Annotated in this window: 14 protein-coding genes; 5 read left to right on the forward strand and 9 right to left on the reverse strand. The window is 64.4% G+C overall.

All coding sequences use genetic code 11. From position 1 onward, the window contains the following. Positions 1-483 precede the first annotated feature (483 nt). Complete coding sequence (locus tag CLV78_RS08710; protein ID WP_106204381.1) at positions 484-1,080, reverse strand: GcrA family cell cycle regulator; 597 nt, start codon at positions 1,078-1,080, stop codon at positions 484-486. 135 nt (positions 1,081-1,215) lie between these two features. On the opposite strand from CLV78_RS08710, the gene CLV78_RS08715 reads away from it, so the two are divergent. Continuing rightward, on the forward strand, positions 1,216-2,031 hold the full coding sequence (locus tag CLV78_RS08715) for an ABC transporter permease (protein ID WP_245924881.1): 816 nt from the start codon (positions 1,216-1,218) through the stop codon (positions 2,029-2,031). A gap of 330 nt (positions 2,032-2,361) precedes the next feature. On the opposite strand, the gene CLV78_RS08720 is transcribed toward CLV78_RS08715, so the two are convergent. After that, positions 2,362-3,423 (reverse strand): DUF2235 domain-containing protein, encoded by a 1,062-nt coding sequence (locus CLV78_RS08720; protein WP_106204382.1) that lies wholly within the window; start codon positions 3,421-3,423, stop codon positions 2,362-2,364. A gap of 175 nt (positions 3,424-3,598) precedes the next feature. Continuing rightward, positions 3,599-4,738, reverse strand: a complete 1,140-nt coding sequence (locus tag CLV78_RS08725; protein WP_106204383.1) for a type III PLP-dependent enzyme — start codon at positions 4,736-4,738, stop codon at positions 3,599-3,601. A 195-nt stretch (positions 4,739-4,933) separates the two neighbouring features. Between CLV78_RS08725 and CLV78_RS08730 the strand changes: the two genes are divergently transcribed. Next, the gene (locus CLV78_RS08730) at positions 4,934-5,365 is read left to right on the forward strand and encodes an Lrp/AsnC family transcriptional regulator (RefSeq protein ID WP_106204384.1); all 432 of its coding nucleotides are present in this window, start codon (positions 4,934-4,936) and stop codon (positions 5,363-5,365) included. Positions 5,366-5,390: 25 nt separating this feature from the next. On the opposite strand, the gene CLV78_RS08735 is transcribed toward CLV78_RS08730, so the two are convergent. Beyond that, a complete protein-coding gene (locus tag CLV78_RS08735) occupies positions 5,391-6,260 on the reverse strand; it encodes an aminoglycoside phosphotransferase family protein (protein ID WP_158263491.1) in 870 nt (289 codons plus the stop codon). Further along, positions 6,257-7,408: an acetoin utilization protein AcuC gene (locus CLV78_RS08740; protein WP_245924882.1), complete on the reverse strand. Its 1,152-nt coding sequence runs from the start codon at positions 7,406-7,408 to the stop codon at positions 6,257-6,259. Before CLV78_RS08740 ends, CLV78_RS08735 begins: the two co-directional genes overlap by 4 nt. A gap of 631 nt (positions 7,409-8,039) precedes the next feature. On the opposite strand from CLV78_RS08740, the gene CLV78_RS08745 reads away from it, so the two are divergent. After that, on the forward strand, positions 8,040-8,477 hold the full coding sequence (locus CLV78_RS08745) for a DUF1178 family protein (RefSeq protein ID WP_106204387.1): 438 nt from the start codon (positions 8,040-8,042) through the stop codon (positions 8,475-8,477). Beyond that, on the forward strand, positions 8,477-9,142 hold the full coding sequence (locus CLV78_RS08750) for an SDR family oxidoreductase (RefSeq protein ID WP_106204388.1): 666 nt from the start codon (positions 8,477-8,479) through the stop codon (positions 9,140-9,142). Before CLV78_RS08745 ends, CLV78_RS08750 begins: the two co-directional genes overlap by 1 nt. Before the next feature lie 107 nt (positions 9,143-9,249). Here the strand turns inward: CLV78_RS08750 and CLV78_RS08755 are convergent, their stop codons facing one another. From CLV78_RS08755 to CLV78_RS08770, 4 genes are all read right to left on the reverse strand, one after another. Further along, positions 9,250-11,424 (reverse strand): esterase-like activity of phytase family protein, encoded by a 2,175-nt coding sequence (locus tag CLV78_RS08755; RefSeq protein WP_106204389.1) that lies wholly within the window; start codon positions 11,422-11,424, stop codon positions 9,250-9,252. 144 nt (positions 11,425-11,568) lie between these two features. Beyond that, positions 11,569-12,306: an Nmad3 family putative nucleotide modification protein gene (locus tag CLV78_RS08760; RefSeq protein ID WP_106204390.1), complete on the reverse strand. Its 738-nt coding sequence runs from the start codon at positions 12,304-12,306 to the stop codon at positions 11,569-11,571. 89 nt (positions 12,307-12,395) lie between these two features. After that, entirely contained in the window at positions 12,396-13,034 is a 639-nt protein-coding gene (locus tag CLV78_RS08765; RefSeq protein ID WP_146136669.1) for a VPLPA-CTERM sorting domain-containing protein, read from the reverse strand. Between the two features lie 86 nt (positions 13,035-13,120). Beyond that, positions 13,121-14,605 carry an NAD-dependent succinate-semialdehyde dehydrogenase gene (locus CLV78_RS08770; RefSeq protein ID WP_106204392.1) on the reverse strand — a complete coding sequence of 495 codons (1,485 nt, stop codon included), beginning with the start codon at positions 14,603-14,605 and terminating at the stop codon, positions 13,121-13,123. Positions 14,606-14,690: 85 nt separating this feature from the next. Between CLV78_RS08770 and CLV78_RS08775 the strand changes: the two genes are divergently transcribed. Then, a complete protein-coding gene (locus CLV78_RS08775; RefSeq protein WP_106204393.1) occupies positions 14,691-15,497 on the forward strand; it encodes an alpha/beta hydrolase in 807 nt (268 codons plus the stop codon). The last annotated feature ends 88 nt before the right edge of the window (positions 15,498-15,585 follow it).

Genomic DNA, 15,585 nt, shown 5'->3' on the forward strand with positions numbered 1-15,585 from the left:
TCTGTCCCTAGCGCGAATGTCGCGACAGGCCAATGCACAGACCTCTGCGCAGGTGCACAGAGCGGAAGGTTGATCGCGCGGTACGTGCAAATTCGACCGTGGCAGCGCGGGGCATCCGCGTACATCCGATCTACAATGCTCACGCGCTCGGCGGCTGGGGGCGGACAGGTCACGGCCAGCCATGGACCCTGCCCGGAGTGGCTTGTTGTCAGAAAGCCAACCGGAATCAACGCCCCCATTCGGACGCCGCTTGCCGCGAAAACCTGCCCAGGCTGTAGGATTGCGAACCCGGCCACTACATGGCGACGGCGGAATGAAGGAGACGGTCCTTCGATTGCGAGGGTCATTCCCCTTTTCGGAAACGGCACGGCTGAATGTCAATGGCCCCGACCGCCGGATCTCCAACTGAGAGATCCACAGAAAACCAGAAAACCCGCGACGCATGCCACGGGTACTCGTTGATTCAAATCTGGTCGAGAGTGCCTAGCGGCGGCGATCCCTGCGCGAGGACATCGGCTGGAAGGCAACGCCGACATGCGCCTCGCAATAGGGTTTTCCCGCCTGCACCGGCAGGCCGCAGAACCAGAACTCTTCTGTCGCGGGGTCGCCGATCGGCCATTTGCAGGTGCGCTCGGTCAGGTCCATCAGGCTCAACTTGCGCGCCTTTTTCTCGACCTCGCGAACGGACGCCAGCGCCTCGGGGCTGATTTCATTGGCGGACGGCTGCGGCGGCAGCGGCTGGCCGGCCGGGATGATCTGACGGCGGGCCGGGACGACAGGCGCCTCGCTGGCGGGTTCCGGCTCCGCGGCAGCGACCGGCTCCGGCTTGGCTTCCGGCTTCGGCGCGTCTTTCACGGGCTTGGGCTTGGCCTCTGCCTTCGGCTTCTCCGGTGCGGCCTCGGCCTTCGGCTTCTCCGCGGCCGCCGCGCCAGTGGTCCGGTTCGACAGACCGAGGCGATGCACCTTGCCGATCACCGCGTTGCGGGTAACCCCGCCCAGCTCCTTTGCGATCTGGCTGGCACTCTGGCCTTCGCCCCACATCTTCTTGAGGATCTCGACACGCTCTTCGGTCCAGGACATCGACCATCTCCAACACATGAAGGGCGCCTCCGGGAATGAGACCCGGCGCCGCCCTCGCTTTCAGGTTTCTTCTATTCTATGTCTCCCCATCCGGGGTTACAAGCAGGCGCAACGGCAGTTGGTGGGATGAGACAGATGACGGACCAGACGACAGGCTTTCCGGACATGGGCGTGCGCCGCTTTGGCCGGTTCAACTGGCTGGGTCTGTGGACCCTGATCGTGCGCGAGATGCGGCGTTTCCTGACCGTCTGGATGCAGACGGTGCTGGCGCCGCTTGTCACGGCGGGGTTGTTCCTGGCGATCTTCTCCATCGCCATCGGCCCCAGCCGCGGCGACGTGATGGGCGTGGGATTCCTTCAGTTCATCGCGCCGGGCATCCTGACCATGACGGTTATCCAGAATGCCTTTGCCAACACCTCCAGCTCGATCCTCGTGTCAAAGGTCCAGGGAAACATCGTGGATACCCTGATGCCGCCCCTGTCGGCCGGGGAACTCGTGGCTGGCTACATCGCCGGAGGTGTCGGGCGCGGGCTCTTCGTGGCGTTGCCAATCGGGTTGCTGGTCCTGCCCATGCTCGGTATCACGGTGCAATCCCCGCTGCTGGCGCTCGCCTTCATCACGCTGGGCGCCGCGTTGATGAGTGCGCTTGGCATGGTGGCCGCGACCTTCGCCAACAAGTTCGACCAGATGGCAGCGATCACCAATTTCATCGTCACACCAATGGCGTTCCTGTCTGGCACGTTCTACTCGGTCGAAGCCGCACCGCCGGCGATGCAGGCCCTGCTACACTGGAACCCGATGTTCTACCTCATCGATGGGGTACGGTTTGCGGTGCTGGGGATCTCCGACAGCTCCCCGTTGCTCGGATTCGCCGTACTCCTTGTCACCACAGCCGCCGTCACGGCGCTGTGTTGGTCCTGGATGCGCAGCGGCTACCGATTGAAGGCCTGATACAGGAGCCTTCGTGCTGCGCGTCCACCTTTGTTGGGCGATCGGGAGAGCACCTTGCCATGGCCGGAAGCGCGACGCACGCAAGCCGGCTGGGAGCCGAATTGGGCCAGTCTGAATTCGGACCCGTTGGCCCATTCGCCCGGTCACGTATGCGAGCTACCCCGATCGGGAATCTTCCTTGCGGAACACCACTCGGCGTGGAAGCCTCAATCGCAGCCTGCGGGGAATGCCCGTCGTTTCCATCCGGCACTGCGCGCGAAGCGCGCCCGGCCCAACGGGAGGAGATGGATCCCTGATCCGTTGACGACGGACGGGAGCCGCCCGGCGGCACTATCCGGCGGTCGCGGCCCGCGCGAGATCTGCCTGGCGGTCGATGACCGGATGGAAGGTCTCCGACGGATCGCTGCCGACGCGACGGCGCGTTCGGAGCCAGAACATCTTGGCAAATCCTCGGAACGTGCCGACTGATGGCGCGGTCACATCCCGCGGGAACCGCGCACGCCAACCTTCGGGGAACTCCAGCCCGGCGGCTTCCGCATTCTCCAGCATCCAGACCAGCGGCACATTCGCCAGCGGCCTTGCGTCCTCAAAGCCACCGAGCTGCCCACCGACATCGCCGTGAGCGCCGGGAAACCAGCGTTGCTCGACCACGCCCTGGCTCTCCGGGCGCGTCTCCCACAGAACCGGTTCGAAGGCGAGGCGGGTCTCGTCATGTGCGAGCGCGTGATACCCGCGCCGCACATGCGCCCCCAGTGAATGGTTGTGAAAGGCATGGGTCGGCTCCGTCAACCGCCAGACCAGCGGGATACGAAGCCCCAGCGCCTTGACCGTATCCCAGACGCCAATCATCTCGATGGGCACGTCGCGGTGACAGAACCGCTCCGCAAACAGTTCGGCAGATTCGCTGTTCGGCCCGCACTCGTAGTGACGATACGCGAGCCGCACATTGCGTTCCGTCGCGTGCCGCGCCTGCAGGAGCCCGATCTGGTCGATCACCCCGGCCAGGGAGCGAACCGCGAAGGCGCCCCGGGAATAGCCAAAGAGGAAGATCCGGTCGCCAGGTCGATAACGCGAGGCCAGAAAACCATAGGCGCGCCTGATCTGGCGGTTCAGCCCGCGCCCCATCAGCACATGGTGGGTGGTTGGCCAATCGCGCCACTGCAACCCCGCCTCGTAGAACAGCGAGAGCCCCGCGCGCGGTCCCTCCTCCGCCAGCAGCCGATAGGTGCGCCCGGCGTTGGTCTCCTCGCCTTGCTGAAGCGACGACATCGTCCCGTCGAGGATCACCACGTGGGTGACGGCACCACGCTTGTGCGACGGCGTCCGTGAATGGCGGTGCTTTCGACTTCGGCGAAGGCGGGTCCAAGCCATGAACTGACGGGTCAGGCGCATGGGATTGCTCCCCGCTCTGTCCGTCCGTGCCGCCTCATTACACCACTCCTCGCATGAGCCTATCCTGCCACAGATCTGGGACAGGTCCAGCCCTGCTACCAGTGCAATGAAACCCAACCCCCGAAATCGTGTCCCGCCGGGAACGCTTCGGCCTGACCTCGGAGCGGGATCCGCGTCACGACAAGGCCAGGACCGTCACCACCTCAAGGTTGCCAAAGCCGTTGAACCGGGTTCCCATTGCCGTCGAATAGGCCCCCATGCCGTGAAAGATCATCACGTCGCCCTCAGCAATGTTTCCCGGTAGCCGCAGCGTTCCCGGCAGCCGGTCGATGGAATCGCACGTCGGCCCGAACACAATCCGCGCTACCGCCGCGCCACGTCGCAACGCCCCATCGGTGTTGCGAACCTCGTAGCGATCGGTCGCGCCAATCTGGGGGAACTCCATCAAACCGCCATAGACACCATCGTCGAGGAACACATCCGCGCCGTCCCGCACCGCCCGGACGCGCGTCGCCAGCGAGAAACTCTCCGCCACCATCGCCCGGCCGGGCTCGCAGACCAGCGCCGGGGCATCGGGGCCAAAGGCTTCTCGCGTGACCTGTCCGATACGCGCGAAGATCCGTTCCAGGTCGGGCAGTTCCGCAACTTTGCGCCGCGCGGGAAAGCCACCGCCCACATTCAGCCGGCGAAGCCGCACGCCCGCTGCGCGCGCGATCTCCGCTGCCTCGCGGATATAGGCCTCCCAGGCGTCCGCGCCCATGCATTGCGTGCCCGGGTGAAACGTCATTGACGGGACGAACCCCGCCGCCTCCACCCGCCGCAGCAGATCTCGGGCAAGAGCCGCCGAGGCGCCGAACTTCGACCCGAAATCATAGGCCGCGCCCGCCACAGGCAGCGCGATCCGCACCGACACTTCCGCCCCGGCCGGCACTTGCGCCACCAGCTTCTCCAACTCGCTGCGCGCTTCCACGCTGAAGGAGCGCACACCAAGGGTGACAGCCCGCGAGATCTCTGCCCTGGACCGAACCGGGTTGTTGAAATGCAAAACGGCATCTGGTGCCTGGGCCCTGAGCAGCTCGATTTCCGGCACGGAGGCGACATCGAACCCGGAGATCCCGGCCGCGACGAGGTTCTGCAACACGATCGGATCGGGATTGGCCTTCACCGCATAGGTGACGAACCCGGGAAATCCCCCGAGAAACCGCCGTGCGGTCTGTTGCAGAACAGCCGGAACGAAGAAAAGAACCGGCCCGCCATCGGGATGGGCGCGGATGTATTCGGCCGGTGAGTTCCAGATCGTTTTCGACATCCCCATTGGCTGTCCTCCTGCCAACAAGGCACCCGTCGGCACCCGGGTCGCGGGTCCGTTCAGAATGCGCGTTTTCACTCCTGCACCCACCATCGGGCGCGTCCTGCATACAGTATGACGCAAACTTTGGTTGATACGCCCGGACAATTCGATTGAAACAACGAATATTTACGTCAAAATGACGAAAAACGAGTCAGAAAGATGGACGAGCTCGACCAAAACCTCATCTCGGCGCTGGCCGCGGACAGCTCCACCCCGACCGCGCAACTGGCCCGGAAACTGGGGATCGCCCGTTCGACGCTTCAGGCACGGATCGAGCGCCTCGAACGCACCGGCGTCATCGCCGGCTATACGATCCGGCTGGGTGAGGCGGTCGAACGGCGGCGCATTCGTGCAACCGTGCTGATCCATGTGGAGCCCCGCAGCACGGCGTCCGTTCTGCAACGGTTGCGCCCGATGCGAGCGGTAGAAGCCTGCTACACGACGACCGGGCGCATGGACATGGTGTTGCTGATCGTGGGTGAAACCACGCAGGAACTCGATGAAACGCTGGATGCCATCGGTGCAATCCCGGGCGTCCGCGACACCGAATCCCTGATCCATCTGTCCACGAAATTCGACCGGCGCACCTGACCCCGGCCAACGGCCCGTAGGCCAGTCACGACCGCGTAAGTGGCACGTCCGCCTCGCTGATTTCGAGCAGGATCGACAGGATGTCTGCCTCTTCATGCTTGCCGAGGTGCCCGCCGCTCGACCAGGCCATGGACAACGCCGCTTTGGCCGCCGCCCATTTCAACAACCTCCCGCGGTCCACGCCGAACCCGACCGACCAGAGGTCGGCCAGTCGCCGAATGCGATCGGGTTGGCGGATCAGGTCATCGGCACCGACCGGGTTTCGGAAAGCGTTGGCCAGCTCGTACCCGCGATCGCCGATCACACCCTTTGCATCGAAAGCCAGCCATCCCCGCGCGCCCATTCGGATGTTGTCATGGTGCAGGTCGCCGTGCAGTGGTGTCACATCCCGAGGAGACGCCAGCAACCCGCGTGCAATCGCCTGCGCCCGTCCGATATCGCCGCGTAGTTCGGACGGGCAATCGGAGGTCATGCGCAATGCAAACAGCGCGCTGAACCACGCCTCCAGCGTCGGCAGCGGCTCCGGAAGATCCATCGGCCCGGAATGGAGCTGTCGGGCAACATCAAGCAGGTGTTCACTCGCCACATCGTCCTGCCCGTCCCGAACGAGATCCCCGAGCGATGGCCCCTCCAGCCACTCCAAGAGCGCCAGACCCGGTTCGCGGTCGAGGAGCCGCGCCACACCGCGACCGTCCAGCGCCGCCAGCAAATCGAAGCCGTGGCTCTCGTTGCGCATGTCCCCGCCGTGGTAGAGCTTCAACGCGGCAGGTCCGGACGGTCCGCGCACTTTCCAGACCGTCGCGAGCCCTGTCACGGCAACTCTGGCTTCCACCACGCATTGATGGCGGCGCAACAGGACCTCTGCGGCGTGGCCGATCCTGCCGCCCCGCGTCACGAGAGCCCCTCCCGGTGTCGCAGGACGGCAAGGCGGGCTCGCACGTCGTCGCGGATCGCCCCGTCGCGAGGCGTATCGCGCAGCGTTGTGAACCAGTGTTCCGGCGGGGATTTCCCGCGCCGGTTTCCATCCCACCGGAGGTTTCGCATCACGACCTCTGCGGTAGGTGGCAGGCGGTCAGGGATCTCCAGACCGTTCAACACCGCCCAAACTCCGCTCCAAAGGCGCCCCACCGACCACGGATTGTACCCGCCGCCGCCCAGAACGAGGTAGCGTGGCGCCAACGAGCGCAGGGCCGCAACGACTGCCCAGTGGGCATTGTTGGAAAGGGCCAGATGGGACAGCGGGTCTTCCTCCACCGCATCGGCACCGCATTGCAGCACGATGGCGTCTGCGCGGAACCGCTCGACCAACGGCAGGATCAGCGTCTCGCGCACCAGTGCCATTTCCGTGTCATTGAACCCGGCCGGCACCGGCAGGTTCACCGCGGAGCCGCCCGCGCGCGCGTCAAGGGCACCGGTGAAGGGCCAGCGGCGCTCCTCGTGGACAGAGATCATCAACACGTCCGGATCGGCGGCAAAGGCCAGTTCCACACCGTCGGGGTGATGCGCGTCGATATCCACATAGGCGATCCTGCGTACCCCCGCGCGCCGCAGCGACAACATGCCGAGAACGGGATCATTGAGGTAGCAGAATCCGTTGGCGCGCCCGGGAAGCCCGTGATGCGTCCCACCAGCCGGATGATGGACCACCCCGCCCCTGGCCAGAAGCTCACCGGCGAGCAGCGAGCCACCGGCCGCCGTCGCCGGTCGGCGAAACACCTCAGCATAGACGGGATTGGAATGGGTGCCGAGCCCGAAACGATCCCGCTCCGCATCGCTCACCGCCTGTCGGACCTCGGCGCGCTGAAGCGCCGAAATGTACTCGGGTTCATGCCAGTGTGTCAGCGCCGCAGGACGTGCGCGGGGCGACGTAAGGTACTGGCTTCTGTCCAGCCAGCCCAGCGCCCGGCACAGGTCCATGACGGTCGACACGCGGGGCACGCGCAATGGGTGCCACGCACCATAGCTGGAGCCTCGATAGATCTCCGACCCGATGAAACTCGGCACCTGCTCCACGGCTTTCCTTCCACGTTTGACAAGTGGCAAGCTAGGTCACCCTATCTGCTCATCAACGCGGAGCACCAGAGACGCCCGTACCAGCGCGACGAGCGCATTAGCCTCCCCTCTGCTGTAGCAATTCGGATCGCGTCGCGCGCGCCACACGCTGGTTCGGGGGAGCGTGGTGGGCACAGACACACGCCAGTCGGCCCAACCCTGCCCCCGGATGGAGCAAAAGGCAGGATTGCCCGGCGGCCCGGTGCGCCGCAATCGTATCTTCAAGAGGAAGGTCGGGATCCTGTCCACCTCGCCCCGAGTTCTTCGATGGCGCATCCCCAAGGGTTGGCCGATGAACCTCCGCAGGTTGAGACAGCCACCCAACATCGAACCCGGCAAAAAGGTGGGAGACGCTGACACGCCGGGGACCGGAGCATCGTTTGAAACAGCGACCGGAATGCCGGCAGGAACAGCCATCCCGGCAGCATATCTTCGTCGCAGTCGAGCCGCTGAGGGTTCCTTTGCTAGCTGGCATCGTTGAACGCTATCTCTTACGCGACGCAATGGCGGGATCGCGCCTTCCCGTGATTTTCAGAGGAATTGACCCGGATCGGCACTGTGCGGCCCCTGCGCGGGCCCGAGTTGTCTTGCAACCGGCTGCGGTTTCCTTAAATCTCACCCTATGATCCGCTACAGCCTTCTTTGCGAAAGCAAGCACCGCTTCGACAGCTGGTTTGCCTCCGCCGATGCCTACGAAAAGCTCCACGGCGCCGGCATGGTGTCCTGTGCCGTCTGCGGCTCCACACAGGTGGAGAAGGCAATGATGGCACCCAACGTGAGTTCCGGCGAGAGCACAGCGCAACCCGAAGTGTCGGATCGCCCGCTCTCCAAACCCGCCAGCCCGGCCGAACAGACCGTTGCGGACCTGCGAAAGAAGATCGAAGAAAACAGCGATTACGTGGGCACCGAGTTTGCCCGCGAAGCGCGCGCAATCCACGACGGAGAAGCCCCGAAGCGTTCTATCCATGGCGAGGCCAACGCGAAGGACGCCAAGAGCCTGATCGATGATGGGATTCCCGTCCTGCCCTTGCCCTTTGCCCCCGGTCGAAAGACCAACTGATGCCCGCCAACACCCTGATCACCGGCGCCAATCGCGGTATTGGCCGCTCGATGGCAGCGGCCTTGGCAGCCACCGGCAATGTGATCGGGACGTACCGGGACACGCCACCCGATGCGCGCGGCATCCGCTGGGAACGGCTTGACGTTGCCTCTCCCGACAGCCAGCAGGCGCTGGCAAAGCGGATCGAGGGCCTGCCCGTCGATCTGCTCGTCTGCAATGCCGGGGTCTTTCTCGACAAGGGACACCGGCTGGAGGACGGCTACGCGCAGACTCTATGGGAACAGAGCTTCGCGACCAATGTCACCGGTGTTTTCATGACGATCCGGTCGCTGCTGCCAAACCTCCGCCTGTCGCACACCCCCAGGATCGCGATCATCTCCTCGAAGATGGCCTCCGATGCCGGGGCCCCGGGCGGCAGCTATATCTATCGCGCATCGAAGGCGGCAGTGCTCAACCTTGGTCGAAATCTCGCGGTCGATCTCGCGCCAGAGGGGATCGCCGTGGGGATCTACCACCCGGGATGGGTGCGGACGGACATGGGCAGCGCTGCGGCCGATATCTCCGTCGAGGAATCTGCAATGGGGCTGCTTGAGCGGTTCGACGCGCTCTCGCCCGAGACGACAGGCACATTCCAGAACTACGACGGAACCCCAATCGCGTTCTGACCGCTCCTGCGGATTGCCTGCGAGACGACGGCAAACCCGCCGCGAGCAAAGAGGGCGCCCGCAAAGACCGGACGCCCGAAGACGGTGACATCTGCTGCCGGGCAGACCTACTGGAACGTGCCGACTGAGAAGAACAGCGTCTCACCGGAGTGATCGTCGACCCCGTCGTTGTCGGTGGAGACGAATGCCTCACCGGACACGTCGATAGCCAGCCCCTCGACCTTGTCCTGAACGTAGCCGTTCAGCTGCCGCAGGTCCGGCAGAAGGTCCCGGACCTCTTCCTTGGACACCACTTGCAACGTGCCACCAAGCGGGGCGGGAACCATCTCCGCGGCTGGAATTCGGTAGATCTTCTTGGTCACGGCAGCTTTGCCAATCTGGTTGTCCCGCTCGATCACGTAGACCCAGTCGCCATGAGCCACGATCTCGGAAAGGCCAACCCACCCGGTCTGCGGCGCGGCCTTCGGATAGAGCACGGCTCCCCATTCCTCCGTCTTGGTGTTGTAGGACACCAGCTTCACGTGGTCTTTCGGGTCGTCCCTCCACTCGCGCTGCACCGCCATCCAGAGTGAGTCCCCGATCCGCGTAATACCCTCGAAGCCAAAGCGTCTCTCAACCGCCATCAGCTCCGCCGGCAGGCCGATCTCCTGCTGGATCTCGCCATCGGCGCCCAAGCGGTAGATCGCATGCGGGATCACGCGGTCCGTCCGCCCCTCCGAGGCGATCCAGAAGCCGCCGTCACCATCGAGGGTGATACCCTCCATGTCGAGCTTCTGCGCCGGTTGCCCGTCGCGGGTCACGCGGATGAAGTCCACGATCTTCGCCGGGGTGCTCGTCGCGTCGATCCGGAAGATGGTCGGCTGCTGCCTGTAGAAACTGTCGTTCACCGCATAGAGAATACCGGGCAGCTTTGCGTCAGCCACCTGGCCGGAGATCGCGCCCCAGCCGACGGGCGCGCCGTTGTCCAGCGTGATGCCCCTGGAGGTCAGCATCGGGTATTGCGCCGCGCCTTCGGCCAGTTCGTAGATCATGACATGCGCGCGGACGCCGCCATCCTCGATCAGATCGACCTCGTTGGCGGAGACCAGCAGGTTGCGCTCGGGGATGGCCATGAAACCCTCCGGCCCGATGCCCGACGGCAGCAACTGCCTGAGCACGGGATTTTCCGGATCGGTGGCGTCGTAGACCCCGATAACAGAAGAACGCTCCGCGCCGATGAAGATGTAGGGCGTGTCGCCAAACGTTGCGACCTCGACCGATTCCGGCTCGACACCCTTGTTGCCCGACCGTCTCTCTGGATAGTGGCCGATCTCCACCACGGCGCGTTCGAAATCGAGACCGCTGTCATAGACAACCGAGCCGTCCTTGCGAAAGATCGTCCAGCCGCGGGATCCGCCATCCATGTCACCCTCGTTGGCGGTGACGAAATGCATGTCGTCCAGCCACTTCACGGCATCCGGTTCCCGCACGCGGCCCATCTGCGCCCCGTCGAAGGTGAGAGCCCCTTCTTCGGCAATGTCGACCTTCTCCAGATCCACCGCGCCGGCGGAGAAATCGGCGATCAGCTCGCCCTCCCGGGAGATCACCACGAGGTGGTTGTTCTCCTGCATCGTCACGACCACCTCGCCAAGGCCGTTCACATCGACGAACTCCGGTTCGGGATCCTCGGGCGAGACCTCGGCCAGGCCGGTCACGTCCACGACCGTCAGGCTGTCGCAATCGGCAGCCTCTTCCGCCACCTTCACCAGAACCACGGTTCCGGCCGGCATCTGGCCGGTGCGGCCGTCGCCCGCGTCCTCATCGCGTTCGTTCTCGATCGCAATGGCGATGAAGGAGCCATCCCCGGCCGCGGCGATCGAATCCGGCTGCCCCCCGAGGTCGCAGGAGCCGATGATTTCAGCAGAGGCGATGTCGATCATCGCCAGGTACCCCGAAGGACTGGTGTAGCTCTCGGACGTGTTGATGCCCACGAATGCACGGCCACCGACGATGGCGACAGAGGTCGGCTCGCCATCGAGCGCAACATTGCCGAGCGGCTGCGGTGCCTTCGGATCGGTGATGTCGATCATGCCCACGACGCCCAGCGGGCTGTCGGTATAGACCAGCGTCATGCCGTCCGCAGTCGCGGCGATGATTTCTGCCGAGGTCTCGCGTGCCATGTCTTCGCCCGCGGCCATGTTCATCGGCGTTGCAAAGGATGCGATGCGGTTGAAGTTCATCTCGGCCTGCGCGGCGCCGGATGCGAGCGCCATGGCAGAAGTGAGCAGCAGTAGTCTCTTCATTGGTATCCCCGGTTTGAGTTCCGGGGCACCAGTGACGGCAAAGGTTGAAAGGCAGGTAACACTTGCATGTCGGTTTCATGAAAGCTGCGAGATTGCCGCGAGGGGCGCCATGTCGCGGCCGGGACAATTTACGCCACCGCACGCTCAGCCGCTGGCGCCGGGTGCCAGACGTTCGAGGATTTCGGCCAGCCAGGTTCGCATCTCCGCACTGCCGGAGATATCCACCACGCCTTCCTGCCAGCGCCCCGCCACCGTGAGCCGACCCGGCACACGCCAACGGTCCGGACGCGCGTGGTAGCTCATGCCGCAACCGGCGAGAGCCTCCGGGATTGCCCAGAGCGTCAGAGGCCCGCCCGGAACCGTCAGGCGAAGCGCATCCGATGCATCCCCCGCGCAGCCACCCTGCCCGAGGTAGAGCACGTTGTTTGCATCCCACTCGCCCAGCGTATGGGGATGTGCCGTTCCGCCGATCGGCGCCGCAGGCACCGGCAGGCGGCCCAGTTCCACAACCTGCTCGACCTGTAGAAAACCGAAGATCCGGTGATGGCGTTCCCCGGTCGCGGGATCGGCGAACAGGCCGAAGAACAGGAAGGTATCGCCGATCCCCACACCCTGATTGCGCAGATGGCCTTGGGCGGCGCCATGTTGGCCAAACGCACAGCGCCCCCCACGGAAGAACGGATCCGCATGGCACAGATCTTCTGCGCCGAGCCGCCCACGGGTGGCTTTCGCGACGAGATCTCCCAGCCCGAGATCGCCGTAGCTCGACACACTGTTGCCTTCCGCCGGGATCGGCAGGCTGACCGGGCGTCCCTCGACAATTGGTGACGGCGCGCCGCCAGAGGCGCTGTCAAAGCCTTTCCGCGAAAAGATGATCTTCATGCGCCCCTCGTATCGAAGCCATGCACCCGGCACCAGCAACGAAAAACGGCGCCGAAGCGCCGCCCGTCTGGTAGTGCAGGTCTGTCCGGTCAGGCGCGCCTGTTTCGGCGCAGGACCAGCAGCGCCCCGGCGCCTGCCAGAAGCATCGGAAACCCGGCAGGAAGCGGAACCGGCGCGGTCGGATCCATGTCCGAGACAGTCAGGAAAACGCGGCTGATGGCGCCGCCGGGTTCTCGCCAGACAGGCACGTTGAACGACAGCGACGAAAGCGGATTCTGGGTTCCGAAACGTTTCAGCGTCACCGGGTTTCCGAGAATCGATGTCACATAGGGCCCACTGCCGTAGGAGTTGACATCCCCCCGGTTGCCCAGAACCCCGATCACGTCACCTGACGAGACCGCGATGCTCAGCCCCGACACCGCTGTCGCCTGGTTTCGGACATCATAGAGCACGTCATAGGTCGAAGTTGCGCTGGGAAAGGACGGCGGATTGGCAGGCAACCGCAGGACTGCGGCATGGAAATTGGCGGATGAGGCATCTGTTGGCACATCTATGCCCACGATCCAGAAATCCGTTGGCGCCGTGAACCAGAAGCCGCGAACATCGTTCGAAAACGTCGAGATCTGTGTCCCAACGTCAATGGTGTCCACAGTTGCCGCGGAACCGTCATTGGCCGACAGACACAAGCCCGCGCTTACCAGCGCAACACCCAACCATCCAAATCTCATGGCAATGTACCCCTGCAATCTACCGCAAGGCTAGCACGACCTCTAGCCCGTTGGAAAGACATGGAATTGCGTTGCTCGGCGGAAAGCTACACCGTCATGCAAATATACTTCATCTCAAGGTAGTCCTCGATCCCGTGGTGGCTGCCTTCGCGGCCAAGCCCGGACTGCTTCACGCCGCCGAAGGGCGCAACCTCGGTCGAAATGATCCCTGTATTGACGCCGACGATGCCATATTCAAGCGCCTCGGCGACCTTGTACACACGGCTCAGATCCTTGGCATAGAAATAGGAGGCCAGCCCGAAGATGGTGTCGTTGGCAAGGGCGATGACCTCGTCCTCGTCGGTGAACCGAAAGAGTGGCGCCAGTGGGCCGAAGGTCTCGTCGTGGGCAAAGAGCATGTCGGAGGTGGCGTCCGTCACGATGGTCGGCTCGAAGAAAGTCCCGTCGTTGCCCATGCGCGCACCGCCCATGGCTACGGTCCCGCCCTTCGCCACGGCGTCGGCAACATGCTCCTCGACCTTGGCCACGGCAGCCTCGTTGATAAGCGGACCGAAGGCCACGCCGTCCTCCATTCCGTCGCCGACCTTCATCGTCGCCAGCTTTTCGGCAAGCTTCTTCGCGAACGCGTCATAGACACCGTCCTGCACGTAGATCCGGTTGGCGCAGACACAGGTCTGACCATTGTTGCGGAACTTGCAGATGATCGCCCCCTCGACAGCCGCATCGACATCGGCGTCATCGAAGACGATAAAGGGCGCGTTGCCGCCAAGTTCCATCGAGCATTTCATCACCTGGTCGGCCGCCTGCCGCAGCAGGATGCGCCCCACAGCGGTAGACCCCGTGAAGGACAGCTTGCGTACCGCGTGGTTCTCGCAGAATTCCTTGCCGATGTCGGAGGCGCCGCCATGACCGGAGGTGACAACCGACAGGATCCCCTTCGGCAGTCCGGCCCGATCTGCCAGCTCGCCCAGTGCCAGCGCGGACAGCGGGGTGGACTCGGCCGGGCGCACGATGAAGGCGCAGCCAGCGGCAAGCGCCGGCGCGGCCTTCCGGGTAATCATCGCGTTGGGGAAGTTCCAGGGCGTGATCGCGGCCGCAACCCCAATGGGCTGCTTGATCACGGTAATCCGCTTGTCGGCCTGATGGCCAGGAATGGTCTCCCCGTAAATCCGCTTCGCCTCCTCGGCGAACCACTCGATGAAGGAGGCGCCATAGCCGATCTCGCCCCGCGCCTCGGCCAGCGGCTTGCCCATCTCGGCGGTGAGGATGACAGCAAGGTCTTCCTGGTTCTCCATGATCAGGTCGTACCAGCGACGCAGCATGCCGGCGCGTTCCTTGGCCGTTCTCGCGGCCCAGTCCTTTTGTGCGGCCTCGGCCAGCGCAATAGCTCGGGCCACCTCGGCGCGGCCCAGATGGGGCACCGTGGCCAGCGTGCCGCCATTTGCCGGGTTTATGACGTCGTGGGTCTCGCCACTGTCGGCATCCACCCATTCACCACCCAGATAGGCCTGGGTCCGGAGAAGATCGGGGTCGGAAAGGCGAGCCTTCAGGCTGTCCATGGAATCGAGCATCGCGGTATCCTCCGTTGCATGGCTCTGGCGTGTCTGTGAGGGTGATGCTTAACTCACTGCCGGCCCAGACGCGAGAGACAAGAGAATGACTGACCCGACTGCCTATGACAACGCGGACTTCATCCCCGACGGGCACAGCTATTTTCCCAGATGGGCCGCGGCGGCAGAGGCCTTTCGCGCCGCGCTTCCTGCCTCACGCCAGCGTCTCGACAGGGTCTACGGACCGCATCCGTCCCAGGCATTCGACTTGTTCCTGCCCGAGGGGACGCCCGAGGGGCTGATGGTCTTCATCCACGGTGGTTTCTGGCGGCTTAGTGGTCGAAAGGACTGGTCCCACCTCGCAAAGGGATTCCTGGGCAATGGCTGGGCGGTCGCGATTCCCTCCTATCCGCTTGCCCCGGAGGTCCGGATCGCGGAGATCACCCGCTCCATCGCCCATGCAATGCCGGTCATGGCGGCCGAGGTCGCCGGACCGATCATCATCTCGGGTCACTCGGCCGGCGGCCACCTGACCTGCCGGATGCTGTGCCCGGACGTTGACCTGCCACGGGACGTGTCCGCGCGGATCTCCGGCATCCTGCCAATCTCGCCGCTGGCCGACCTCAACCCGTTGATCATGCTCCCAATGAATGCCGATCTCCGGATCGACGCGGCGGAGGCCGATACCGAGAGCCCGATCCTGCACCCGGAGCCCACCTGCCCGGTCCAGATCGTCGTGGGTTCTGCCGAGCGCCAGTCCTTCATAGATCAGGCGATCCGGCTGGCCGATGTCTGGAATCGCTCCGATCTTTCCATTTCCGATGGATGCCACCATTTCGATGTCATCGACCCGCTGGAGGATCCCCGGAGCGAGATGGTCCTGAAAGCCATTTCAATGGCTTCTACCGACTAGGTGCAGCTGGCCCCAACCGATCGACAGGCGCAAAGGTCCCAATCCGGGTTCAGGACTTCTGGCCGAGGAAGCAGGGCACCTCCGTCGC

Source organism: Aliiruegeria haliotis, from assembly GCF_003003255.1.
GTDB lineage: Bacteria > Pseudomonadota > Alphaproteobacteria > Rhodobacterales > Rhodobacteraceae > Tropicimonas > Tropicimonas haliotis.

Coding starts and splice junctions, on each gene's coding strand:
- CLV78_RS08710 (WP_106204381.1), bottom strand. CDS start 1,080: ATGTCCTGGACCGAAGAGCGTGTCGAGATCCTCAAGAAGATGTGGGGC.
- CLV78_RS08715 (WP_245924881.1), top strand. CDS start 1,216: ATGACGGACCAGACGACAGGCTTTCCGGACATGGGCGTGCGCCGCTTT.
- CLV78_RS08720 (WP_106204382.1), bottom strand. CDS start 3,423: ATGCGCCTGACCCGTCAGTTCATGGCTTGGACCCGCCTTCGCCGAAGT.
- CLV78_RS08725 (WP_106204383.1), bottom strand. CDS start 4,738: ATGGGGATGTCGAAAACGATCTGGAACTCACCGGCCGAATACATCCGC.
- CLV78_RS08730 (WP_106204384.1), top strand. CDS start 4,934: ATGGACGAGCTCGACCAAAACCTCATCTCGGCGCTGGCCGCGGACAGC.
- CLV78_RS08745 (WP_106204387.1), top strand. CDS start 8,040: ATGATCCGCTACAGCCTTCTTTGCGAAAGCAAGCACCGCTTCGACAGC.
- CLV78_RS08750 (WP_106204388.1), top strand. CDS start 8,477: ATGCCCGCCAACACCCTGATCACCGGCGCCAATCGCGGTATTGGCCGC.
- CLV78_RS08755 (WP_106204389.1), bottom strand. CDS start 11,424: ATGAAGAGACTACTGCTGCTCACTTCTGCCATGGCGCTCGCATCCGGC.
- CLV78_RS08760 (WP_106204390.1), bottom strand. CDS start 12,306: ATGAAGATCATCTTTTCGCGGAAAGGCTTTGACAGCGCCTCTGGCGGC.
- CLV78_RS08765 (WP_146136669.1), bottom strand. CDS start 13,034: ATGAGATTTGGATGGTTGGGTGTTGCGCTGGTAAGCGCGGGCTTGTGT.
- CLV78_RS08770 (WP_106204392.1), bottom strand. CDS start 14,605: ATGCTCGATTCCATGGACAGCCTGAAGGCTCGCCTTTCCGACCCCGAT.
- CLV78_RS08775 (WP_106204393.1), top strand. CDS start 14,691: ATGACTGACCCGACTGCCTATGACAACGCGGACTTCATCCCCGACGGG.